We start from the raw sequence: 21,041 nt of genomic DNA, 5'->3' as shown, positions 1-21,041 counted from the left end.
GCGCATGAACAAGAAACCCGCACTGGTTGATCTCATCGAAGCCGGCCGGCCTGTCGGAAACCACGCTCCCTGGCGGCGCGCCGTTGTGACCCCAAAGGCCTGGACCCTTGCGGTAGACCAGCTTGCCGAAGGCTGCTGGCGCCTGCTCGGCCTTTGGGGGGAGCCGGACCGGATCCATATGACGCTTCTCGGCGAAGGTCTAGACATCGGCGTTATCAGCCTGGAATGCCGCCGCGGCCGCTACCCGTCTGTCGGCGAACGACACTCGCCGGCCTTGCGCCTCGAGCGTACCGCGGCGGACCTCTTCGGGCTGTCGCCGCAGGGGCTCCCCGATAGCCGTCGCTGGCTCGACCACGGCCAATGGGGCGTCAGCCATCCCCTGGCGGCGCGACCTCAGCCGCCGGCGGCCGCTTCCTCCTACCGGTTCCTTGCCGCGGAAGGCGAGAGCCTCCACCAGATCCCGGTCGGACCAGTGCATGCCGGGATCATCGAACCGGGACACTTCCGGTTTACGGCAAGCGGCGAAACAGTTGTGCGGCTGGAGGAGCGCCTCGGCTACGTGCACAAGGGTATCGAAGGCCTGATGGCAGGGGCGACCATCGAGCGCGCTGCCATGCTGGCGGGCAGGACCTCCGGCGACAGCACGGTGGCCTATTCCCTTGCCTTTGCCCGCGCCGTCGAGGCGGCTCTCGGCATTGCGGTTCCGCCGCGCGCAATCTGGCTGCGGGCGCTGATGGCCGAACTGGAGCGTCTTGCCAATCATCTCGGCGATATCGGCGCCATCTGCAACGACGCCGCCTTCGCGATCATGCATGCTCATTGCGGCGTGCTGCGCGAGCGTGTGCTGCGCGCCAGCGATGCGGCCTTCGGCCACCGGTTGATGCGCGACCGCATCGTGCCCGGGGGCGTGGCAAGCGATTTGAACGAAGCGGGGACGGAGGCCGTCCGCTCGCTGATCGCGGAGATCAGGCGGCGCTTTCCTCATCTGGTCGAGCTCTACGACAACACGGCGTCGCTGCAGGACCGCACCGTCGCCACCGGCCGGCTCAGGGTCGAGCTCGCCCGTCAATATGCAGCGGGCGGCTATGTCGGCCGGGCCTCCGGCCGGAATTTCGATGCGCGGCGCACGCCAGGCTATGCGCCTTACGATGAACTCACCTTCGACGTGCCCGTCCTCCAGGAGGGCGATGTCAACGCGCGCGTCTGGATCCGCATCCGCGAGGTCGAGCAGAGCCTGTCGCTCATCGAGCAGATCCTGGAGCGGCTGCCCGGCGGTCCGATCCGCGTCGATGTCGCCGGGCCTGACGGGCCGCGCGAAGGCATGGCGCTGGTCGAGGGTTTTCGAGGCGACATCCTGGCCTGGCTGCGCATCGGCGAGAGCGGCAATATCGAGCGCTGCCACCTGCGTGACCCATCATGGTTTCAATGGCCGCTTCTTGAAGCAGCGGTCGAGGGAAATATCGTCGCCGACTTCCCGCTCTGCAACAAATCGTTCAACTGCTCCTACTCTGGTCACGATCTCTAAGGCATTCTGCCATGCGCAAGCACCTCTTCGAAGGCCTGACACGGACCCCTCTCACCGAGCGTCCGCCTGAGGCGAGCCAGACGGCTATCGACGAACTCGCCCGCGCGCTAAACGGCGCTGCCCGCAAGCAACTGGGCCGTAGCCTGTCGATCCGGGCGGTCGACGCCGGTTCCTGCAATGGCTGCGAACTCGAAATGCACGCGCTGAACAATGCTTTCTATGACGTCGAACGTTTCGGAATCCGGTTCGTCGCGTCGCCGCGCCATGCCGATGTGCTGCTTGTCACGGGCCCGGTCACAAAGAACATGCGCGAGGCGCTGAAGCGGACTTATGACGCGACACCGGCCCCCAAATGGGTGGTTGCCATTGGCGACTGCGCCAGGAACGGCGGCTGTTTCGCTGGCAGCTATGCGATCGTGGGAGGCGTGTCAGAGGTGCTGCCGGTGGATCTGCACATTCCAGGCTGTCCGCCGCCACCAATCGAAATTCTGAAAGGCCTGCTCAGCCTGCTTGAGGGGGTAAATTCAAAGGCTGGTGTTCTCCCAGGTTGAATTCCCATGTGGAGGTTTTCCAGGTCGGCCTCGTCGCTGCATGTATCCAATGCATGGCCGTGAGTTTAGCGACTCTTGGAATCTTGCTAGCCGCGCGACATGAGCTGATCTGGCGCCTTTGGACGCCAATGCTAACGCCGCGCCCGAGTTGGATTCGTATCGACGTCACGCGGCCGCTCTTCAGGGGCAACCACTGATACCGACATTCGCTCATCGTAAAGATTTGAGACTAAGCGCCGCCGAGTAGACCGTTCAGCACTACCATGGTGAATGCCAAAATCGTCAGTCCAGCAGGCGTGTTTGACGATTTTACCCCTCATGCGGGGCAGCTTGAATTCACCGGTCTCTAAAGTCTCAACAAATTTTCGATCTCGACCAGCACCGACCGGGCGATGGAGGTTCCCCCCGCTAAATTCCGACGACGAGGGCGCCACCGCTGAGACCGGCACCCGCGGCCGCCAGCAGGATTTTCTCGCCGGGCCGAAACGGCTGCATCCGATGGGCCAGCGACAGCGAGAGCGGGATCGTCGCGGCGGAAGAGTTGCCGTAGTCGGCGATCGTCTTGACGATCGCGTGATCGGCTATGCCGAGGTTTCGCCCGACCGCATCGAAAATGCGGGCATTGGCCTGATGCGGCACAAACCGATCGATGTCCTGCGGCCGCATTCGAGCAGCAGTGAGCGCGTCCTGCGAGCAGGCAGCCATCATCTCCACGGCCTTGGCGAACACTTCGCGGCCGTCGGTGATCGTCATCCGGGTCTGCGCCAGGTCGAGGTCGCCATGGAACGGCGTGTTGCTTCCGCCGGCAGGAATCTGGATCAACCCGTAGCGCGAGCCGTCCGAATCCACCGAGGCGCCGAGAATGCCCCGATCCGGGTCATTGCACGGACCAATCACCACGGCGCCGGCGGCATCGGCAAACAGCACAGCGCTTGCACGCTCGGCCGGGTTGATGCGGCGGCTGAGGATGTTGGCGGCGATGACAAGGCTCGCTTTGCCGTGCAGGCGGGTGAAGCCGTCGGCGAACATCAGCGCATAGATGAAACCGGCGCAGGCGCCGGTGAGGTCGATCGCGCCGGCGCGCCCCAGTCCCAGCCGATGTGCGACCAGCGGCGCGCTGGGCGGCAGGAGGTGATCGGGCGTCGAGGTGGCGAGCAACAACAGGCCGATGTCGCCGCGCCCGATGCCCGCATTTGCCAGCGCCATGTCGCCGGCAGAGGCGGCAAGGCCCGACAGCGTGTCTTCGTCCGTCGCCCAGAAGCGCGACCGAATTCCGGTGCGCCGCTCGATCCAGCCGGGTTCAAGCCCGAGACGGTCTTCGATTTCCGGATTCTCGACCTTGCGCGCCGGCGCATGATGGCCAAACCCGAGAATGCGCGACGATCGGCTCATGGCCGCGAGCCGAAGCGTTCGCCGGCCTCCTCGATCGCGTCATAGAGCCCATCCAGCTCCTTGCTGGTGATGCAATAGGGCGGCAGAAGGTAGAGGACATTGCCGAGCGGGCGCACAAGCAGGCCGCGCTCGAGGAAGAAGGCGCGCAGCTTCGGCCCGATCTCGGCCAGATAGCCGGCAGAGTCGGTACGCAGATCGAGGGCGGCGATCGTGCCGGTCGCCCGGCAGTCGGTGAAGAAGGGATTGTCGCGAAAGCGTCGAAGCCCGGCGGCCTGCTTCGCGCTCAGGGCCGCAATGCGCTCGGCCACCGGCTCGTCCTGCCAGATCTCGACATTGGCAAGTGCTGCCGCGCAGGCAATCGGATTGGCGGTGTAGGAGCTCGAATGGAAAAAGGTCTTCTGCCGGTCCTCGGAATAGTGAGCCTGGAAGATGGCATCGGTGGCGAGCGTGGCGGCCAGCGGGATGGCACCGCCGGTCAAGCCCTTCGAGGTGCACAGGATATCAGGAGAGATGGACGCCTGCTCGCAGGCGAACATGGTTCCGGTGCGCCCCCAGCCGGTCATCACCTCGTCGGCGATCAGCAGCGTGCCGGAGGCTTCGGCGATCTTCTTCATTTCGGTGAGAACCGAGGCCGGATACATCAGCATGCCGCCGGCGCCAAGCACGAGCGGCTCGACGATCAGCGCGGCGGCGCGCCGGTCGCGGCTCACCGCTTCGAACCGATCCAGTGTGTCCTGCTCGCGCCCTGCGGCCGGGAAGGGAATGGTGTCGACCTCAAAGAGCAAAGGCTCGTAAGCGGCGTTGAACACGCCGCGGGCGCCGACGCTCATCGTGCCGATCGTGTCGCCGTGATAGCTGTGCTCCATGACGGCGATGCGCGAACGCGGCGCGCCGATGTTGCGGAAATAGCCGAGCGCCATCTTCAACGCGACTTCGACGGAGGTCGAGCCGCTGTCGGAATAGAACACCCGGTCGAGGCCGGGCGGGGCAAGGCCGACAAGCGCCTCGGCCAGGCGTTCGGCCGGCTCGTGGGTGAAGCCCGCGAAGATGATCTGGTCGAGGCTCGACGCGGTCGTCTCGATCGCAGTCATGATGCGGGGATGGCGGTGGCCGTGGGTGACAACCCACCAAGAGGAGATGGCGTCCAGGATGCGGGAGCCGTCGGCCTTGTGGAGATAGGCGCCTTCCGTCAGGACGATTTCAGGGATCGCTGGTTCGAGTGCGTGCTGGGTGAAGGGATGCCAGACCCGAGATTGCGCCATTAGTCGCCTCCGGCAATCAAGGCAAGGTCGAAGCCGGCAACCATCGCTGCTCTCAGCGTTTCACCCGTCAGCGGATCGAGGCGCGGCAGCCTGCCGAGTTGTGGCACGCCGCTGAATTCCACGATTGTCCTTTGCGTGTCGGCTACCTCTTCGCCGATGAAGGCGATGCCGATGAGCGGGATGGAGCGGGCCTGCAGAGCCTCGATCGACAGCAGGGTATGGTTGATTGTGCCGAGCGCGGTGCGGGCGCAAAGGATGACTGGCAGTTGCCATTCCCGGAAAATGTCGATGACCCTTGTCTGTCGATTAAGCGGCACCATCAGCCCGCCGGCGCCTTCGATGATGAGCGGACCCGGCAAGTCTGGAAGTGAGAGCTTGGCCGCCTCGATCGCGACGCCGTCGATTTCGGCCGAACGATGCGGCGACAGCGGCATCCTCAGACGGTAAACTTCCGGCAGGACGCGCCCGGCGGGCAAGCCGGAAAGCCGGGCAACCACCTCGCTATCCGTCTCCTCGTCGAGGCCCGATTGCACCGGCTTCCAGTAGAAGCCGTCGAGCAGGCCGGCGAGCCCTGCCGAAAACACTGTCTTGCCAATTCCGGTGTCAGTTCCGGTGATGACGATGCGCTTGCTCATGCCGTGGCCAACACCTCGACAAGCGCCTCGACCATGGCGGAAATGTCGGTTTCGTCGACGTTGAGCGTCAGGGAAATGCGCAGGCGCGATGTGCCCTCGGGTACGGTCGGCGGACGAATGCCGCGTATGTCGAAGCCGCGGGCCTGCAGTCTTGCCGCTACCGCCATGGTGCGCCTGTTCTCGCCGATGACAAATGGCTGGATCTGCGAGCCGCTGGGTACCACGCCGCAGCGCTCGGCCAATTGGCGGCCCGCGAAAGCGACACGCTCATGCAATTGAACGCGGCGTATCGGTTCGTCGGACAGCATGGCGAGCGCTTCGCGCGCCGCGACCGCCATCAGCGGCGACGGCGCAGTGGCGTAGATGAATGGCCGGCACCGGTTGACGAGATAGTCGCACAGCGTTCCCGGCCCGGTGACAAGCGCGCCGGACGCGCCGAGCGCCTTGCCGCATGTATGCAGCGCAACGATGTTGTCGCGGCCCTCGAACGCGGCGGCCAGCCCGCGGCCGTCCGGTCCCCAGACGCCAGTGGCATGCGCCTCGTCGACGACGATGAATGCCTCGTGCCGATCGGCAAGCGCGACAAGGCTCTCCATCGGCGCGCAGTCGCCATCCATGCTGTAGAGGCTTTCGACCGCGATCCAGATACGCCCCATGCCGCCTTCGGCGCGCCATCGCGTGATCGCGTCCTCGACAGCGTTGACGTCGCTGTGCGCGGCCAGCACGAACTCGGCGCGGCCGGCATGCGCGCCCTCATGCATGCTGGCATGGGCGAGTTCGTCGAGGACCAGCAGGTCGCCCTTCTGCGGCAGCGCGGTCAGCAGTGCGAAGTTGGCGATGTAACCGCTGCCGAAGAACAGCGCGCGTTCGGCGCCAAAGAATGCCGCGGCGTCCGCCTCCAGTTGCTCATGCTCTGGTGCATTGCCGCGCAACAGCCGCGAACCGGTGGCGCCGACCGGCGTGCCCTGCGCGATGGCCGCCGCAACCGCGTCGCCCAGTCTCTTGGAGGCGGCAAGCCCAAGATAGTCGTTCGAAGAGAAGTCGAGGCCGGTGCGCGGCGACAGCGTCCGCAGCCGGTCCTTGCGTGCCAGCCCCTGCAAGGTTGCGTCATAGCGGGCAAGAGGTGCCCCGCTCATTGCGTCTCGCGTTCCATCGGCTCGATGCCGAGGCGGCGAAACAGGAGAGTATCCTTGTCTTCGCCCGGATTGTCCGCCGTCAGCAGCGTGTCGCCGACGAAGATCGAGTTGGCGCCGGCAAAGAAGCACAGCGCCTGCATCTCGTCGGTCATGGCGGTGCGGCCGGCGGAAAGTCGAACGTGCGATTTCGGCATCATGATGCGCGCCAGCGCGATCACCCGCACGAATTCGATCGGCTCGATGGGCCTGGCGTCGGCTAGCGGGGTGCCGTCGATCGGGATCAGCATGTTGATTGGAACGCTTTCGGGATGCTCCGGCAGATTGGCCAGCGTCACCAACATGTCGATCCGGTCCACCGGCTCTTCGCCCATGCCGACAATGCCGCCGCAGCAGACCTTGATGCCGCTGTCGCGGACATTGGCGAGCGTATCGAGCCGGTCAGCAAAAGTGCGGGTCGAGATGATCTCGCTGTAGTAGCGTTCCGACGTATCGATATTGTGGTTGTAGTAGTCGAGACCAGCTTGCTTCAGACGAGAGGCTTGTTCAAGATCGAGCATGCCGAGCGTCATGCAGGTCTCCATGCCGAGCGCCTTGACACCCTCGACCATCGCCACCACCGCATCCATGTCGCGCGCCTTGGGGTTTCGCCAGGCAGCACCCATGCAATAGCGGGTGGCTCCGGCATCGCGCGCCTTGGTCGCCTCGGCGATGACGCGCCTGACCTCCATCAGCTTCGACGCCTTCAAACCGCTTTCGTGATGCGCAGACTGGCTGCAATAACCGCAATCCTCGGGGCATCCGCCGGTCTTGATGCTGAGAAGCCGGCTGAGCTGGACCTTGTTGGGATCGAAATTCCGGCGATGAACGGTCTGCGCCTGGAACAAAAGGTCGTTGAAGGGTGCGTTGTGGAGGGCCTGGGCTTCTTCCAGGGTCCACATCCGGCCGCCGTCGAAGGATTGAACTTCAGGCAGGGTCTTTTCCGAAATCGCTGCGTGCATTTCCATCCTGTTCCTTGCGTTGTGGCCACATGGCGCCTTGAATCCGCGGACTGCGTCCAAAAGAGCATAGTTGTCGAACTTCTCCCAGGTGCCGTCCTTCCTCATGGACTCTGTCCTTGATCATCGATCAGGGGTCTTGGGCCTCATCAGCACATTGTCCCACCAGTTATCGGCGATGTGAGGCAGTTCGACAGCAGGCTCCCTGCCCAACAAGAGCCCTAGCACACGCGGCGGTGTGAGTGGCATTTGTTGCACGCGGCACCCTGTCGCGTTTGCGACGGCGCAGGCGACTGCGGCAGGCGGATTGAGAATGGGCACCTCGCCAGCGCCCTTTACGCCGAGGGTACCGATGGAAGGCGCGCCTTCATAGAGATCTTCAGAGGGGCGTTTGCCTTCGAACAGGCAACTTCTAAGGGTGAGCGATCTGGCTGTCGCATTTGGTATAGAAATGCGCCGACGCGAAGGGCAAAGACCAAGACGTGGTCGAATGCGCCGTCCTTGACGACGTTGACGGGCAGCAGGCAGCAGTTCACCCTTCTCACATTGGTCCCTCCGGGACGGACTTGATAATTGGAATTCGATCAAATCCCTATGCAAGACAGGAAAACTCTGGCGAAGAAAGAGACCGCAAAAAGCGACCGCGGCCAGGCCGTCAGCGCGGACCTGATCGCTGTTGTGATCGCCGTGACAAATGGTGAGCCACGCGTGCTGACCATCGGACAGGCCGCCGGTGCTTTGCCATCCGGACCCTTTGAACTCGGCCACCGTTCCTTGCAGTCGGGCCTAAGAGCCTGGGTAGAGCGGCAGACCGGTCATCCGCTGGGCTATATCGAACAGCTTTACACCTTCGCCGACCGCGACCGGATCGGTGACGAGCACGTGCAGCGCGTGATCTCTATCAGCTATCTCGGCCTGACGCGGGAAGAGCAGACGGAGAGGTCGCCAGCGAATGGATGGCACGGCTGGTACGACTATTTTCCGTGGGAGGATCACCGCGCAGGCGTGCCGACCTTAGTGTCAGGCATTCTCATGCCCCAACTGCGGGCCTGGGCCGATGAGGCCGAAGACCCGGACACGCGTCACGACCGCTGGCAGCGCGCGACAATCGCTTTTGGCTTCGATGAGTGCCACTGGAACGAGGAACTCGTCCTGCAGCGATACGAACTGCTCTACGAAGCCGCGCTGGTCGCGGAATCCAGACGCAGCAGCAACACAGGCAGCGCGCCGTCAGTTCCCGGCCGTCCGATGATTGCCGATCATCGCCGTATTCTGGCAACGGGGATCGCCAGGCTTCGCACCAAGATCAAGTACCGGCCCGTCGTGTTCGAGCTGATGCCAGCGACGTTCACATTGCTGCAACTGCAGCGAACCGTGGAGGCACTGGCTGGCCGGCTCGTTCACAAGCCAAACTTTCGGCGAATCATCGAAGAGCAAGATCTGGTCGAGGAGACAGGCGAGACAATGTCCGCCACCGGGGGGCGCCCAGCGAAGCGCTTCCGCTTTCGCCAAACGGTTCTGGCGGAGCGAACTGTCGCAGGGACGAAATTGCCCCTCTCACGCGTTTGACATTCCTTATACTCAGGATAAGTATATGCCCTAGTTATACTCATTTGGAGAATAATAGGGTTGACCATGCTCAGCACCTCCGCACGTACGGTTGCGCTCTATGATCGGGTGCGACGCGTCATCCCGCCCATCGAATGGCCGGCTTTCACCGGTGATATCGAAGCCATCCTCGATCTGAAACGGCAGCGCAATGCCGTCATCCTGGCGCACAACTACCAGACGCCGGAGATCTTCCACTGTGTTGCCGACATCGTCGGCGACAGCCTGGCGCTCGCCCGCAAGGCAATGGCAGTCGATGCCGATGTCATCGTTCTCGCCGGCGTGCATTTCATGGCCGAGACGGCCAAGTTGCTCAACCCGGGCAAAACAGTGCTTATCCCGGACACGCAAGCCGGCTGCTCGCTCGCCGATTCCATTACGGCCGAGGATGTCCGCCTGCTGCGGCAGCGCTATCCTGGCATACCGATCGTCACCTACGTCAACACTTCCGCGGCTGTGAAGGCAGAGTCCGACATCTGCTGTACCTCCGGCAATGCGAAAGCCGTGGTCGAGTCGCTGGGTGTTCCTCGGGTGATCATGTTGCCGGACGAGTATCTGGCCCAGAACATCGCCGCACAGACCGATGTGCAGATCATCGCCTGGAAAGGGCATTGCGAGGTGCATGAGCGCTTCACGCCTGCCGACATCCGCCAATTGCGCGAGGACCATCCCGGTGTGACGGTACTCGCCCATCCCGAATGTCCACCCGAAGTAGTGACTGAGGCCGATTTTTCAGGCTCGACCGCTGCCATGTCGGATTACGTCGGACGGCAAAAACCGCCCCGCGTCGTGCTGATGACGGAGTGCTCGATGAGCGACAATGTCGCGGTCGAACACCCCGATGTCGAGTTCATCCGGCCCTGCAATTTGTGCCCGCACATGAAGCGGATAACGCTCGCCAACATTCGTTCGGCGCTCGAACAGAACCGCCACGCTGTGACAATCGAGCCGGAGATTGCCGGGCGCGCGCGGCTGGCCGTCGAGCGGATGCTGGCCGTATGAACATGGACGTCCGCGATCTCGCCGGCCGGCCGGTGATCATTGGCGGCGGCGTAGCCGGGCTGATGACGGCGCTGCACCTGGCGCCTGAGCCGGTGCTTCTGCTGTCGAGATCACCGCTTGGCGCGGACGCGTCGAGCGCGTGGGCGCAGGGTGGGCTTGCCGCCAGCCTGGGCAACGATGATGAGCCAGCGCTCCATCTTTCCGACACGCTCACAGCAGGTGATGGTCTTTGCGATAAGCAAGCAGCAACGCGCATCGTGCACGCCGCGCCCGCCGCGATCGAGGATCTGGCGCGGCTTGGGGTTCGCTTCGACCGGACGCCGGCGGGCGTTCTTCGTCTCGGGTTGGAAGCCGCGCACAGCCAGCGCCGCATCGTTCATGCCGGAGGCGACGGGAGCGGCCGGGAGGTCATGCGCGCACTGGTCGCCGCCGTGAGATCGACGCCGACCATAACGGTCGTCGAGGGCTTCGAAGCGCGCCGGCTGGCCGTGGAGGACGGCAGGGTCACCGGGGTGCTGGCGAGTTGTTCGACAGGTCCGGTGTTCCTCGCCACGGGACGGGTCGTCCTCGCCACGGGCGGGATTGGCGGGCTGTTTCAGGATTCAACCAACCCGCTGAGCAGTTGCGGGCAGGGCCTGGCGCTCGCTGCGCATGCGGGTGCCGTCCTTGCCGACCTGGAGTTCATCCAGTTCCACCCGACCGCGTTCGATGGGCCGGGCCGTCCGATGCCGCTGATCAGCGAGGCGGTTCGCGGCGAAGGCGCGGTGATCGTCGACGAGACAGGCCGACGTTTCCTCGACGGCGTGCGAGGGGCGGAACTCGCACCGCGCGACATCGTCGCGCGCGCCATCTGGCGCCATCTTGCCGACGGCCATCGCGTCTTCCTCGACGCACGCGAAAAGCCAGGCGTGACATTCGCGCAGCATTTTCCGACCATCGCATCGGCCTGTGGCAGGGCCGGCATCGATCCGGCGCGTGATCTCGTCCCCATCAGGCCAGCGCAGCACTATCACATGGGTGGCGTCGCAGTGGATTTGGCCGGGCGTACTTCCGTTCCGGGACTTTGGGCTTGCGGCGAGGTCGCTTCGACCGGGCTGCACGGCGCCAACCGGCTTGCCAGCAATTCCTTGACCGAGGCCGTCGTCTGCGCGCGCTGGGTTGCCGAGAGTGTAGCGGGTTCGCCCGACGGCAGCGGAAAACCAGCGACGGCACCTGACCTGCCCACGCCGGACCCAAGGCCTGTGCGCCCTCTCCTGTCGCGTGCCCTCGGCGTCATGCGAGATGGCGAAGGGTTGAAAGAGGCCGCGCGGGCCTTGCTGCCGCTGTTGCAGCGGCACGACGCGGCGTCCGGTCCCGCGGCCATTGGATTGATGATCACCATTGCCGCCTTGCTGCGCCGGGAAAGCCGCGGTGCTCATTTCCGGTCGGACTTTCCGCATCATGCAGCTGTCGCCCGCCGTTCCGAAATCACGCTCAACGCGGCAGTGGCGGCAGCGCGGGACCTCGCATTCTCCCCAACGCTGGAAAGTGTCCTGTGATGCATCTCTCACCACTTCCCGCAATCATGCTCGAGCCTCTGGTGCGGGCAGCGCTCCTCGAAGACTTTGGCAGGGCCGGCGACCTGACCACCGACGCCGTCGTACCGAAAGATCATCATGCGACAACAGTGCTGACTGCGCGTCAGGCCGGAACTGTCGCCGGGCTCGATCTGGCGACGCTCGCCTTCCGGCTCATCGACCAGAGCGTCGACGTGAAAGTGCATCTGCCTGACGGTATCGCCGTCGCGCAAGGCGAGATCATTGCCTCGGTGAGCGGTCCGGCCCGCGCCATACTCACGGCGGAACGGACGGCGCTCAATTTTCTTTGTCATTTGAGCGGCATCGCCACGGCGACCGCATCGGTCGTCGCGGCTGTTCGGGGCCACGCTGCGAAGATCGTCTGCACACGCAAGACGACGCCTGGATTGCGGGCGGTCGAAAAGTACGCCGTGCGCGCCGGCGGCGGCGCCAATCACCGTTTCGGCCTCGACGACGCCATCCTGATCAAGGACAACCACATCGCCGTCGCCGGCGGAATTCGCCCCGCCATCGAGCGGGCGCGGGCCGGCGCCGGCCATCTCGTCAAGATCGAAGTTGAGGTCGATACGCTGGCCCAGTTGGAGGAAGCCTTGCCTCTCGCCCCCGACGCAGTGCTGCTCGACAACATGTCGGTCGACGCGTTGCGGCAGGCGGTGGCCATGGTTGCCGGCCGGGCAATCACCGAGGCGTCAGGCAGGATCACCGTCAATACGGCGTCAGCCGTCGCCGCGACCGGTGTCGATCTGATTTCCATCGGCTGGCTGACCCACAGTGCGCCGATCCTCGACATCGGGCTCGACTACCGTGAGCTTTGACCGTCGAGCCTGGCCGTCGGCAGCTGAATGACTTCTTCTCGACACGAATAGGGCACCGGACCAATGCGAAAAATAGTCGCCGGCAAGCTGCACGGCATCCATGTCACCGAAGCGAACCTCAATTACCATGGATCGATAACGCTGGACCCTGACCACTGTGAAGCAGCGGGGATCCTGCCCATGGAGTTCGTGGAGATCTGGAACAAGAATTCCGGTGCGCGGATTTCGACCTATGTCATTCTCGGCGAGCGCGGCTCACGATGCTGCATCCTCAATGGTGCGGCCGCCCGCACCTGCCAGCCCGGCGACCAAATCATCGTCTGCAACTCCCTCTACGTGGACGAAGCGCGGATCACCGCACTGAAGCCGCGGATCGTCACGTTCGACCAAGACAACCACATACGCGACCGCCTGAGCTACTCGGTCGATCTTGACACGCACGGCCGGTACAGTTTTTCCGTCCTTGACGAGGCGAATGAGGCTTTGGCCATTCCCGCCCTGGTCTCCGGGGCGTGACTTGCTCTCCATACCCGCGCGTGCATTTCCGCTGCGTTTGATTGGTCGCCTATCACCGCAGCGGGCCGAATGCGCTTGACAAGACAGCGCCGGCCCGTTCAATTCGATGCATTCACCAGGGGAGTCCCGGCAAGGGGCTGAGATACTGCTGGCTTTCGCGGCGCAGTGACCCGTTGAACCTGATCCAGTTCATACTGGCGTAGGGACGGTGCAAGCGCTTTGCGGGAGTTTACGCCCGAGATCCTGTTTCGGCAGGTCGACAGAAGCGTCTTTTCATCCTTCCGGCACAGAACTGGGTCTCCAATGCATGAGCAAAGGAGCCTCACGATGAATGCCCTCACCCCCGCCGTGTCGACGGGACCACTGCCCGCCTCGCGGAAGATCCACAAGTCCGGCGTCCTCCATCCGCACATCAAAGTGCCGATGCGCGAAATCTCAGTCCATCCGACGGCCGGGGAGCCGCCCGTCACCGTCTACGATCCGTCCGGCCCCTATACCGACCCTGCTCTCGAAACCAGCATCGAAAAGGGCCTTGCCCGGCTTCGCCACGAATGGGTCACGGCGCGCGGCGATGTCGAAGCCTATGACGGCCGCCATGTCCGGCCGGAAGACAATGGGTTCGCCACCGGCGAGCGCCTGACGCCGGAATTTCCCATTCGTAACCGGCCGCTCAGGGCCAAGGCAGGCAAGGCGGTCACCCAGCTTGCCTATGCGCGCGCCGGTATCATCACGCCTGAAATGGAGTTCGTCGCGATCCGCGAGAACCTCGGCCGCGAGATCCTGCGCGGCAAGCTTGAGCGCGACGGCGAAGCCTTCGGCGCGGCGATCCCCGACTTCGTCACGCCGGAATTCGTGCGCGACGAGGTGGCTCGCGGCCGGGCGATCATTCCCGCAAACATCAATCATCCCGAGAGCGAGCCGATGATCATCGGCCGCAATTTCCTGGTGAAGATCAACGCCAATATCGGAAACTCAGCGGTCACCTCGTCGATGGCCGAGGAGGTGGAAAAGATGGTCTGGGCGATCCGCTGGGGCGCCGATACGGTGATGGACCTCTCGACCGGCCGCAACATCCACAACATCCGCGAATGGATCGTGCGCAATGCGCCGGTGCCGATCGGCACGGTGCCGCTCTATCAGGCGCTCGAAAAGGTCAACGGCATTGCCGAGGACCTGACCTGGGAGGTCTACCGCGACACGCTGATCGAACAGGCCGAACAGGGCGTCGACTATTTCACCATCCACGCCGGCGTGCGGCTGCACTACATCCCGCTGACCGTCGACCGGGTCACGGGCATCGTCTCGCGCGGTGGGTCGATCATGGCCAAATGGTGCCTGCACCATCACCGGGAGAGCTTCCTTTACGAGCATTTCGCCGAAATCTGCGACATCTGCCGCGCCTATGACGTGTCCTTTTCGCTCGGCGACGGCCTTCGTCCGGGCTCGATTGCCGACGCCAACGACGCGGCGCAATTCGCAGAGCTGGAAACGCTCGGCGAGCTGACGAAGATCGCCTGGGCAAAAGACTGCCAGGTGATGATCGAGGGGCCCGGCCACGTACCGATGCACAAGATCAAGGAGAACATGGACAAGCAACTCGCCGTCTGCGGCGAGGCGCCATTCTATACGCTTGGACCGCTGACGACCGACATTGCGCCGGGCTACGACCACATCACCTCAGGCATCGGCGCCGCGATGATCGGTTGGTTCGGCACCGCCATGCTCTGCTACGTCACGCCCAAGGAGCATCTCGGCCTTCCCGATCGCAACGATGTCAAGATTGGTGTGATCACCTACAAGATAGCCGCCCATGCCGCCGACCTGGCGAAGGGCCACCCGGCAGCGAAAACCAGGGATGATGCCCTTTCGCGCGCGCGCTTCGAGTTCCGCTGGGAAGACCAGTTCAACCTGTCGCTCGACCCCGAAACCGCGCGGTCCTTCCACGACCAGACCTTGCCCAAGGAGGCCCACAAGCTGGCGCATTTCTGCTCGATGTGCGGGCCGAAATTCTGCTCAATGCGAATATCCCACGACATCCGCGCCGAGGCTCAGAAAGAGGGCATGGCGGCGATGGCGGCGAAATACCGCGATGGCGGCGATCTCTACGTGCCAGCGGAAGAGAGCGGCGCACCGCTCATGCCGGAGGCGCATGAGACATCATGAAGGTGTTGATCAAAGGGGCCGGCGTCGCCGGCCTCACCGCGGCTTTCGAACTCGCCACCCGCGGCGCGGCGGTGACGGTTGCCGAGACGAGACTTAGCCTCGGCGGCAATGCGTCGTGGTTCGCCGGCGGCATGCTGGCGCCATGGTGCGAGCGTGAAAGCGCCGAGCAGCCGGTGCTCGATCTCGGACGCGACGCCGCCGACTGGTGGGATACGGCAACGCCCGGGCAGGTGACGCGGGCCGGAACACTGGTCGTGGCCGCGCCGCGCGATGCAGGCGAGCTCGACCGGTTTGCCAGTCGCACGTCGGGGTACAGGCCTGTCGATGAAAACGAAATCGCACAGTTCGAGCCGGACCTCGCCGGTCGTTTCCGCCGTGCGCTGTTCTTCCCCGACGAAGCCCATCTCGACCCGCGCCGGGCGATGGCTGCGCTTCACGACAAACTCGCAGTCATGGGAGTCGAATTTCACTTCGGCGCCAAGGCCCGGCATGTTTGCGGTTTCGATGGTCAGCTCGACTGCACGGGAATGGCCGCCGCCGATGACAGGTTGCGCGGTGTTCGTGGCGAGATGCTGATCCTGCGCACGCCTGATGTCTCGCTGTCGCGTCCGGTTCGTCTGCTTCATCCGCGCTTTCCGCTCTATGTGGTGCCGCGTGCCGACCACCATTTCATGGTTGGGGCGACGATGATCGAAAGCCAATCCGGGGGACCGGTCACGGCGCGTTCGATGATGGAGCTTCTGGGTGCCGCCTATGCCCTCCATCCGGCCTTTGGCGAGGCCGAGATCGTTGAAACCGGTGTCGGCATCCGTCCAGCCTTTCCCGACAATCTGCCGCGTGTCGAGGCATGCGGAAGCGCCGTCGCGATCAACGGGCTTTATCGCCATGGCTTTCTACTCGCGCCCGCCATGGCGCGCCAGGCGGCCGACCTGGTTTTCAATCAAGACGGAACCAAGGAGCTTGCTCATGAAACTGTTGGTCAACGGCGAAGCGCATGAGGTTGCCGCCACCACCCTGGCCGAGCTGCTTGCCGCGCTCGACTATGAGGGCGATTGGCTGGCGACCGCCGTCAACAGCGACCTCGTGCACAAAGCCAACCGAGCGGAATTCCGGTTGAGAGACGGCGATCGGATCGAAATCCTCTCGCCCATGCAGGGAGGCTAGCATGTTCGAGCTTCTCGGGACGACGCTTCCTTCCCGCCTGCTTCTCGGCACCGCGCAGTATCCTTCGCCGACCATCCTTGCCGATGCGGTCAAGGCATCGGGCACGTCGGTGGTGACCGTCTCGCTGCGCCGTGAGATGGCAGGTGGCAGGGCCGGCGAGAAATTCTGGTCGTTGATCCGCTCGCTGGGCGTCAGAATCCTGCCCAACACTGCTGGTTGTCACTCCGTCAAGGAAGCGGTCACCACTGCGAAAATGGCGCGCGACGTCTTCGGTACGAGCTGGATCAAGCTCGAAGTGATCGGCAACCACGACACGCTGCAGCCAGACGTGTTCGGCCTGGTCGAAGCCGCCCGCATCCTGTGCGAGGACGGCTTTATGGTTTTCCCCTACACCACCGACGATCTTGTCGTGGCCGAACGGCTGCTGGAAGCGGGCTGCAAGGTCCTGATGCCGTGGTGCGCGCCGATTGGCTCCTCCCTCGGACCGGTCAACATCATGGCGCTACGCTCGATGCGCGGACATTTCCCAGGCGTCCCGCTGATTGTGGATGCGGGGCTCGGGCGACCGTCGCATGCGGCAACCGTCATGGAACTCGGCTTTGACGCCGTGCTCCTGAACACGGCGGTCGCCAGGGCGGCCGATCCGGTCGGCATGGCGCGTGCGTTCGGCAAGGCGGTCGATGCCGGTCGCGAAGCCTTCAGTTCGGGATTGCTCGAGCCGCGCGATGTCGCCGTGCCGTCGACGCCGATATTCGGCAGGGCGGTTTTCTCATGAAGCTCGATCCGTTCTATTTGATCGTCGACAGCGCCGCCTGGATTGGGCGGTTGGCACCACTCGGCGTCAAGCTGGTTCAGCTTCGCATCAAGGACATGGGCGAGGACCGACTGCGCGCCGAAATCCGGAAGGCAAAGGCCTTGTGCGCCGAGCACCAAAGCCAGCTCATCGTCAACGACCATTGGCGCCTGGCAATCGAGGAAGGCTGCGACTTCGTCCATCTCGGCCAGGAGGATTTGCAGACCGCCGACCGCGCGCGGATACGGGCAGCCGGTGTCAGGCTCGGGCTGAGCACGCATGATCATGTCGAACTGGAGACGGCCATGTTTGCCGAGCCCGACTATATCGCGCTCGGTCCCATCTACCCGACCATCCTGAAGAAGATGAAATGGGCGCCGCAAGGGCTCGAACGGATCGGCGAGTGGAAGTGCCGGGTCGCGCCGATTCCCCTGGTCGCCATTGGCGGTCTCAACCCTGACCGCCTCGACGGCGCTTTTGAGGCTGGTGCGGACAGCGCGGCGGTGGTGACCGACATCACGCTGAACGACGACCCCGAAGCGCGCACGCGGGAATGGATTGAAAAGACGGACCAATGGCGCTGAGGCGAGAACCGCATGTGCTTGTGGTTGGCGGATCGGATTCCAGCGGGGGTGCCGGACTTGCACGCGATGTCGAGACGATCTCCTCCATTGGCGTGCGCACCTGCCTCGCAGTCACTGCGGTGACGGTGCAAACACACGACACCGTCAGGGAAATCCATCCTTCGCAGCCCGATCTTGTGGCCGATCAGATGCGCGCTGCACTGCAGGCCAACAAGGTGGCGGCCATCAAGATCGGCATGCTCGCGACGGAGCACATCATCGCTGCGGTCGCCGTCGTGCTGCGCGAAAATCCGCGGATACCGGCAGTGCTCGATCCGGTGCTGGCCTCCACGTCAGGTCGGACGCTCCTGGAAGCCGGAGCCGTCGACGCCATGAAGGGCGACCTGATGCCGCTTTGCCGCCTGGCCACACCCAATCTCATCGAGTTGGCGCTCCTTATCGGCGCGGAGCAAGCGGTCGATGAGGATGACGCGGTCTGGCAAGGCCAGGAACTCTTGGCCGCCGGCGCGCAGGCGATTCTGATCAAGGGCGGCCATGCAGTGGGACCCCGATCTACCGATAGTCTGTTGCGCCACGGTCAAGAACCAATCCTCTTCGACACACCGCGCCTTAAAGCGTCGATGCGCGGGACTGGATGCATGCTGGCCAGCGCGATTGCGGCACATCTGGCGAATGCGAGCCCACTCGAAGACAGCGTGCGCAAAGGCAAGCGGTTTGTTTTCGAGAGGCTTCAGAAACAATGGCTGTCATGACGCGAAGCAGAAACTGAGCGAGATTTACTTCGGACGCAACGACATCAGCCAAACGGTCAGGAAGGAGCGGAGGAAATGGCTGACGGCATCTGACGTGCGCCAAAAGCCGAAATCACAAGGGCTGCCGTTCTACGCTGCGGCCTCCCCTACTCCCATTCGATTGTTTTCAACCCAGCTAGGTCACTGATCTAGCTGGACTTTTTCTTGCTTGCGGCACCGAAAGCCGACGCATGGTCCGTCAAAAAGTTACGCTTTTGATTTTAAAGGGAAAATCGCCGCAAAAAGTATTTTGAGGTTTCACCAACTATCGGGATCAATCGGACGATTTTTTTGCATCCTACGGCGTCCGACGACGCGCCCAAGCCGTCTCGAAAAGTACCGTCAGCGCTCCGACTAGGGCATTTTTTCGCTGTGCCAACTTGACGAAGGTCTGTCGGCTCATTCTTTGCATATGGACTAGCAAATTCGTTGTCCGCTGCCGATCCGCACTAATCAACGCCTAACTACGACTTTTCCGAATGGTCCCTGCTGTAGCCGAGCAAGCGCATGAGGAAACTCTGCAAAATCGAATTCGGAATCGATGGTTGGAGAAAGGCCACACGTGTCTACTGCACGCACCAGCCGTTCAAGCCCAGCACGATGCCCAACATAGATCGCCTGGATGGTCGCAAAACTATGGATTGCGGGCACTGAAGGGAACGTGGAATCGAAGCTCTCGATGACACCGACGAGGGAAATGTGGCCACCCGGCGCGAGTGCCGCAACAGAGCTTTCCAGATTGCGGCCACCTGCCACCTCAAGAATATGGTCGGCCCCGCGTCCTTTGGTGATCGCCTTCACCTGCTCCGCCCATTTGCTTCCATCGTTGCGGTCAACCACATGTGTCGCTCCCAGCGCATAGGCACGTTCAGCCTTGGTAGCGCTGGTCGTCGTGACGATCACTTCGGCTCCGACCCTGCGCGCCAGTTCCAGAGCGAACAGCGAAAAACCTCCGGTTCCCTGGACGACGACGGTCTGCCCGGGCATCAAGCGGCCGATCTCAATCAGGCTCATCCAGGCCGTCAATCCGGTGCAGGGAAGAGTGCTTGCCTGAGCATCCGACCAGGAAGACGGCGCTTTGACCAGCCATTCCGCCGGCAGCGCCATATATTCGGTGAGTGTGCCCGGCAGCGGGCCGCCGAAACTTGCAATCTCACCATCGCGGCGCGGCGGGTTGCCATCAATCCATCCGCCGTTGAAGTTGTTGATGACCCGGTCTCCGACGGCAAAGCGCGAAACCCCCTGCCCTACAGCCTCGATGCTGCCAGCCATGTCCGAGCAGGGCGTAAAAGGCAGGCCGAAACGTGCGTAGCCATCATTCGCGATCAGAAGCTGATCGCGGTAGTTCAGGGAGACCGCGTCCACACGAACCAGCACTTCTCCCCAACCCGGTATCGGCACGTCGACCTCTGCAAGCCGCAGAGATTCAATTCCGGGTCCGGTCACGTGCCAAGTTTTCATATTGCATCCCTTCCATTGTAGAGCGGCCCAATGGTATTGGAATATATATGTCTCCATAAGCAGAGAGATTGTCCCTTCAGTGTAGCGAAAATATCTACGAGGCATTCTCTTGGTAGATCGGTTGAGTGGTATAACGATCTTCGTGCAAGCGGCCGGGGCGGGAAGTTTCGCCAAGGCTGCGCAACAGCTCGGGCTCACCCGATCGGCAGTCGGAAAAGCTGTCGCGCGGCTGGAGGAGCGGCTCAAGACCCGTCTTTTCCACCGCACGACACGGGGACAGAGCCTTACAGACAGTGGCCAGGCATTCTACGAGCGCTGTCTTGTGATTATGGCGGACATCGAGTCAGCCGAAGCGGCCCTCGATCAAGCCGGTTCGTCGCCGTCGGGCGTCTTACGCGTTTCCGCACCCGTTCTCCTGGGGCGGCATTGTGTCGCCCCGATCCTGATCGCTTTGAGCCAGCGTCACGCGAGGCTCGAGGTGGACCTTCGCTTTTCCGATCAGTTCGTCGATCTCGTTGAAGATCGCATCGACGTTGCGGTTCGGATCGGGCCACTGCCTGACAGAGCCGGACAGATCGCCCGCAAGCTCGGAGGATTTGACATGATCGCGTGCGCGGCGCCTTCCTATCTTGCGAAGCGCGGCTGTCCGGTAACGCCCGAGGATCTGTCCAGACATGATTGCCTTCCATTTTACCGTCGCGGCGGCCGGCCCGAACCATGGCGCTTCATGGCGCCAGACGGATCCACGACTGAGCTTGCGACAGAATGGCGAATTCGGTTCGACGATCTCGATTCGATCGTCGATGCGGCCGTAGACGGCATAGGCATTACGTGCCAGCCGAGTTGGCTGGTGAAAGGTCGCATTGGCGAAGGGAGTCTCAGGCCGATCCTGACGGAGTACCGCGCAATCGGCAATGACGTCTTTGCTGTCCGGCAACAGGCGCAGCATATCTTCACCAAGGTCAGAGCTGCGGTCGACGCGCTCGCGGATCAGATGCCTCGTCTGCTGAGCAGATAGATGTGTTTGCTAGAGAGTTACCGATGAGATCAAAAAAATGAGCCGGCACCGAT

At 63.2% G+C, this 21,041-nt stretch carries 20 protein-coding genes and 1 riboswitch; of the genes, 14 read left to right on the top strand and 6 right to left on the bottom strand.

The window, feature by feature from the left end; all coding sequences use genetic code 11:
• Positions 1-4: 4 nt before the first annotated feature.
• Positions 5-1,525 carry an NADH-quinone oxidoreductase subunit C gene (locus tag ACSQ3Z_RS09960; RefSeq protein ID WP_436171105.1) on the top strand — a complete coding sequence of 507 codons (1,521 nt, stop codon included), beginning with the start codon at positions 5-7 and terminating at the stop codon, positions 1,523-1,525.
• Positions 1,526-1,536: 11 nt separating this feature from the next.
• Positions 1,537-2,076 (top strand): NADH-quinone oxidoreductase subunit B family protein, encoded by a 540-nt coding sequence (locus ACSQ3Z_RS09955; RefSeq protein WP_436171104.1) that lies wholly within the window; start codon positions 1,537-1,539, stop codon positions 2,074-2,076.
• Positions 2,077-2,484: 408 nt separating this feature from the next.
• Here ACSQ3Z_RS09955 and ACSQ3Z_RS09950 read toward each other — a convergent pair whose 3' ends face one another.
• Genes ACSQ3Z_RS09950 through bioB form a run of 5 tightly spaced genes read right to left on the bottom strand, consistent with a single transcriptional unit; the run spans position 2,485 to position 7,439 of the window.
• Positions 2,485-3,468 carry a beta-ketoacyl-ACP synthase III gene (locus tag ACSQ3Z_RS09950; protein WP_436171103.1) on the bottom strand — a complete coding sequence of 328 codons (984 nt, stop codon included), beginning with the start codon at positions 3,466-3,468 and terminating at the stop codon, positions 2,485-2,487.
• Positions 3,465-4,730 (bottom strand): adenosylmethionine--8-amino-7-oxononanoate transaminase, encoded by a 1,266-nt coding sequence (locus ACSQ3Z_RS09945; protein WP_436171102.1) that lies wholly within the window; start codon positions 4,728-4,730, stop codon positions 3,465-3,467. The genes ACSQ3Z_RS09950 and ACSQ3Z_RS09945 overlap by 4 nt, the downstream gene beginning before the upstream one ends.
• Complete coding sequence (gene bioD, locus ACSQ3Z_RS09940; protein WP_436171101.1) at positions 4,730-5,365, bottom strand: dethiobiotin synthase; 636 nt, start codon at positions 5,363-5,365, stop codon at positions 4,730-4,732. Before bioD ends, ACSQ3Z_RS09945 begins: the two co-directional genes overlap by 1 nt.
• On the bottom strand, positions 5,362-6,501 hold the full coding sequence (locus tag ACSQ3Z_RS09935) for an 8-amino-7-oxononanoate synthase (RefSeq protein ID WP_436171100.1): 1,140 nt from the start codon (positions 6,499-6,501) through the stop codon (positions 5,362-5,364). The genes bioD and ACSQ3Z_RS09935 overlap by 4 nt, the downstream gene beginning before the upstream one ends.
• Positions 6,498-7,439, bottom strand: coding sequence for a biotin synthase BioB (gene bioB, locus ACSQ3Z_RS09930; protein WP_436171889.1), 942 nt, complete (start codon positions 7,437-7,439; stop codon positions 6,498-6,500). The genes ACSQ3Z_RS09935 and bioB overlap by 4 nt, the downstream gene beginning before the upstream one ends.
• Positions 7,440-8,090: 651 nt before the next feature.
• On the opposite strand from bioB, the gene ACSQ3Z_RS09925 reads away from it, so the two are divergent.
• The 11 genes from ACSQ3Z_RS09925 to ACSQ3Z_RS09875 all read left to right on the top strand — a co-directional run bounded on the left by ACSQ3Z_RS09925 (position 8,091) and on the right by ACSQ3Z_RS09875 (position 18,470).
• On the top strand, positions 8,091-9,065 hold the full coding sequence (locus ACSQ3Z_RS09925) for an NUDIX hydrolase (RefSeq protein ID WP_436171888.1): 975 nt from the start codon (positions 8,091-8,093) through the stop codon (positions 9,063-9,065).
• Between the two features lie 66 nt (positions 9,066-9,131).
• Positions 9,132-10,106, top strand: a complete 975-nt coding sequence (nadA, locus tag ACSQ3Z_RS09920; protein WP_436171887.1) for a quinolinate synthase NadA — start codon at positions 9,132-9,134, stop codon at positions 10,104-10,106.
• Entirely contained in the window at positions 10,103-11,644 is a 1,542-nt protein-coding gene (locus ACSQ3Z_RS09915; protein WP_436171099.1) for an L-aspartate oxidase, read from the top strand. The genes nadA and ACSQ3Z_RS09915 overlap by 4 nt, the downstream gene beginning before the upstream one ends.
• Positions 11,644-12,498, top strand: a complete 855-nt coding sequence (gene nadC, locus ACSQ3Z_RS09910) for a carboxylating nicotinate-nucleotide diphosphorylase (protein WP_436171098.1) — start codon at positions 11,644-11,646, stop codon at positions 12,496-12,498. Before ACSQ3Z_RS09915 ends, nadC begins: the two co-directional genes overlap by 1 nt.
• A 63-nt stretch (positions 12,499-12,561) precedes the next feature.
• Positions 12,562-13,014 carry an aspartate 1-decarboxylase gene (gene panD / locus ACSQ3Z_RS09905; protein ID WP_436171097.1) on the top strand — a complete coding sequence of 151 codons (453 nt, stop codon included), beginning with the start codon at positions 12,562-12,564 and terminating at the stop codon, positions 13,012-13,014.
• A 107-nt stretch (positions 13,015-13,121) separates the two neighbouring features.
• A riboswitch (TPP riboswitch) is annotated at positions 13,122-13,238 on the top strand.
• 103 nt (positions 13,239-13,341) lie between these two features.
• The gene (gene thiC, locus ACSQ3Z_RS09900) at positions 13,342-15,177 is read left to right on the top strand and encodes a phosphomethylpyrimidine synthase ThiC (protein WP_436171096.1); all 1,836 of its coding nucleotides are present in this window, start codon (positions 13,342-13,344) and stop codon (positions 15,175-15,177) included.
• On the top strand, positions 15,174-16,175 hold the full coding sequence (thiO, locus tag ACSQ3Z_RS09895; RefSeq protein ID WP_436171095.1) for a glycine oxidase ThiO: 1,002 nt from the start codon (positions 15,174-15,176) through the stop codon (positions 16,173-16,175). Before thiC ends, thiO begins: the two co-directional genes overlap by 4 nt.
• Complete coding sequence (gene thiS / locus ACSQ3Z_RS09890; RefSeq protein ID WP_436171094.1) at positions 16,144-16,341, top strand: sulfur carrier protein ThiS; 198 nt, start codon at positions 16,144-16,146, stop codon at positions 16,339-16,341. Before thiO ends, thiS begins: the two co-directional genes overlap by 32 nt.
• 1 nt (position 16,342) lies before the next feature.
• A complete protein-coding gene (locus ACSQ3Z_RS09885; protein WP_436171093.1) occupies positions 16,343-17,116 on the top strand; it encodes a thiazole synthase in 774 nt (257 codons plus the stop codon).
• Positions 17,113-17,718, top strand: coding sequence for a thiamine phosphate synthase (locus tag ACSQ3Z_RS09880; RefSeq protein WP_436171092.1), 606 nt, complete (start codon positions 17,113-17,115; stop codon positions 17,716-17,718). The genes ACSQ3Z_RS09885 and ACSQ3Z_RS09880 overlap by 4 nt, the downstream gene beginning before the upstream one ends.
• Entirely contained in the window at positions 17,709-18,470 is a 762-nt protein-coding gene (locus ACSQ3Z_RS09875) for a hydroxymethylpyrimidine/phosphomethylpyrimidine kinase (RefSeq protein WP_436171091.1), read from the top strand. Before ACSQ3Z_RS09880 ends, ACSQ3Z_RS09875 begins: the two co-directional genes overlap by 10 nt.
• A gap of 492 nt (positions 18,471-18,962) precedes the next feature.
• On the opposite strand, the gene ACSQ3Z_RS09870 is transcribed toward ACSQ3Z_RS09875, so the two are convergent.
• Positions 18,963-19,970 (bottom strand): zinc-dependent alcohol dehydrogenase family protein, encoded by a 1,008-nt coding sequence (locus tag ACSQ3Z_RS09870; RefSeq protein ID WP_436171090.1) that lies wholly within the window; start codon positions 19,968-19,970, stop codon positions 18,963-18,965.
• Positions 19,971-20,112: 142 nt separating this feature from the next.
• Between ACSQ3Z_RS09870 and ACSQ3Z_RS09865 the strand changes: the two genes are divergently transcribed.
• On the top strand, positions 20,113-20,988 hold the full coding sequence (locus tag ACSQ3Z_RS09865; RefSeq protein WP_436171886.1) for a LysR family transcriptional regulator: 876 nt from the start codon (positions 20,113-20,115) through the stop codon (positions 20,986-20,988).
• Positions 20,989-21,041: the final 53 nt, after the last annotated feature.

It is taken from the genome of Mesorhizobium sp. LjNodule214 (assembly GCF_964252735.1).
Classification (GTDB): domain Bacteria; phylum Pseudomonadota; class Alphaproteobacteria; order Rhizobiales; family Rhizobiaceae; genus Mesorhizobium.
Note: the sequence above shows the minus strand (reverse complement) of the source record. Positions and strands in the feature narration are given on the sequence as shown.

Excerpts from the sequence above, each read along its gene's own strand:
- ACSQ3Z_RS09960 (WP_436171105.1), top strand. The coding sequence starts at position 5 with ATGAACAAGAAACCCGCACTGGTTGATCTCATCGAAGCCGGCCGGCCT.
- ACSQ3Z_RS09955 (WP_436171104.1), top strand. The coding sequence starts at position 1,537 with ATGCGCAAGCACCTCTTCGAAGGCCTGACACGGACCCCTCTCACCGAG.
- ACSQ3Z_RS09950 (WP_436171103.1), bottom strand. The coding sequence starts at position 3,468 with ATGAGCCGATCGTCGCGCATTCTCGGGTTTGGCCATCATGCGCCGGCG.
- ACSQ3Z_RS09945 (WP_436171102.1), bottom strand. The coding sequence starts at position 4,730 with ATGGCGCAATCTCGGGTCTGGCATCCCTTCACCCAGCACGCACTCGAA.
- bioD (WP_436171101.1), bottom strand. The coding sequence starts at position 5,365 with ATGAGCAAGCGCATCGTCATCACCGGAACTGACACCGGAATTGGCAAG.
- ACSQ3Z_RS09935 (WP_436171100.1), bottom strand. The coding sequence starts at position 6,501 with ATGAGCGGGGCACCTCTTGCCCGCTATGACGCAACCTTGCAGGGGCTG.
- bioB (WP_436171889.1), bottom strand. The coding sequence starts at position 7,439 with ATGTGGACCCTGGAAGAAGCCCAGGCCCTCCACAACGCACCCTTCAAC.
- ACSQ3Z_RS09925 (WP_436171888.1), top strand. The coding sequence starts at position 8,091 with ATGCAAGACAGGAAAACTCTGGCGAAGAAAGAGACCGCAAAAAGCGAC.
- nadA (WP_436171887.1), top strand. The coding sequence starts at position 9,132 with ATGCTCAGCACCTCCGCACGTACGGTTGCGCTCTATGATCGGGTGCGA.
- ACSQ3Z_RS09915 (WP_436171099.1), top strand. The coding sequence starts at position 10,103 with ATGAACATGGACGTCCGCGATCTCGCCGGCCGGCCGGTGATCATTGGC.
- nadC (WP_436171098.1), top strand. The coding sequence starts at position 11,644 with ATGCATCTCTCACCACTTCCCGCAATCATGCTCGAGCCTCTGGTGCGG.
- panD (WP_436171097.1), top strand. The coding sequence starts at position 12,562 with ATGCGAAAAATAGTCGCCGGCAAGCTGCACGGCATCCATGTCACCGAA.
- thiC (WP_436171096.1), top strand. The coding sequence starts at position 13,342 with ATGAATGCCCTCACCCCCGCCGTGTCGACGGGACCACTGCCCGCCTCG.
- thiO (WP_436171095.1), top strand. The coding sequence starts at position 15,174 with ATGAAGGTGTTGATCAAAGGGGCCGGCGTCGCCGGCCTCACCGCGGCT.
- thiS (WP_436171094.1), top strand. The coding sequence starts at position 16,144 with ATGAAACTGTTGGTCAACGGCGAAGCGCATGAGGTTGCCGCCACCACC.
- ACSQ3Z_RS09885 (WP_436171093.1), top strand. The coding sequence starts at position 16,343 with ATGTTCGAGCTTCTCGGGACGACGCTTCCTTCCCGCCTGCTTCTCGGC.
- ACSQ3Z_RS09880 (WP_436171092.1), top strand. The coding sequence starts at position 17,113 with ATGAAGCTCGATCCGTTCTATTTGATCGTCGACAGCGCCGCCTGGATT.
- ACSQ3Z_RS09875 (WP_436171091.1), top strand. The coding sequence starts at position 17,709 with ATGGCGCTGAGGCGAGAACCGCATGTGCTTGTGGTTGGCGGATCGGAT.
- ACSQ3Z_RS09870 (WP_436171090.1), bottom strand. The coding sequence starts at position 19,970 with ATGAAAACTTGGCACGTGACCGGACCCGGAATTGAATCTCTGCGGCTT.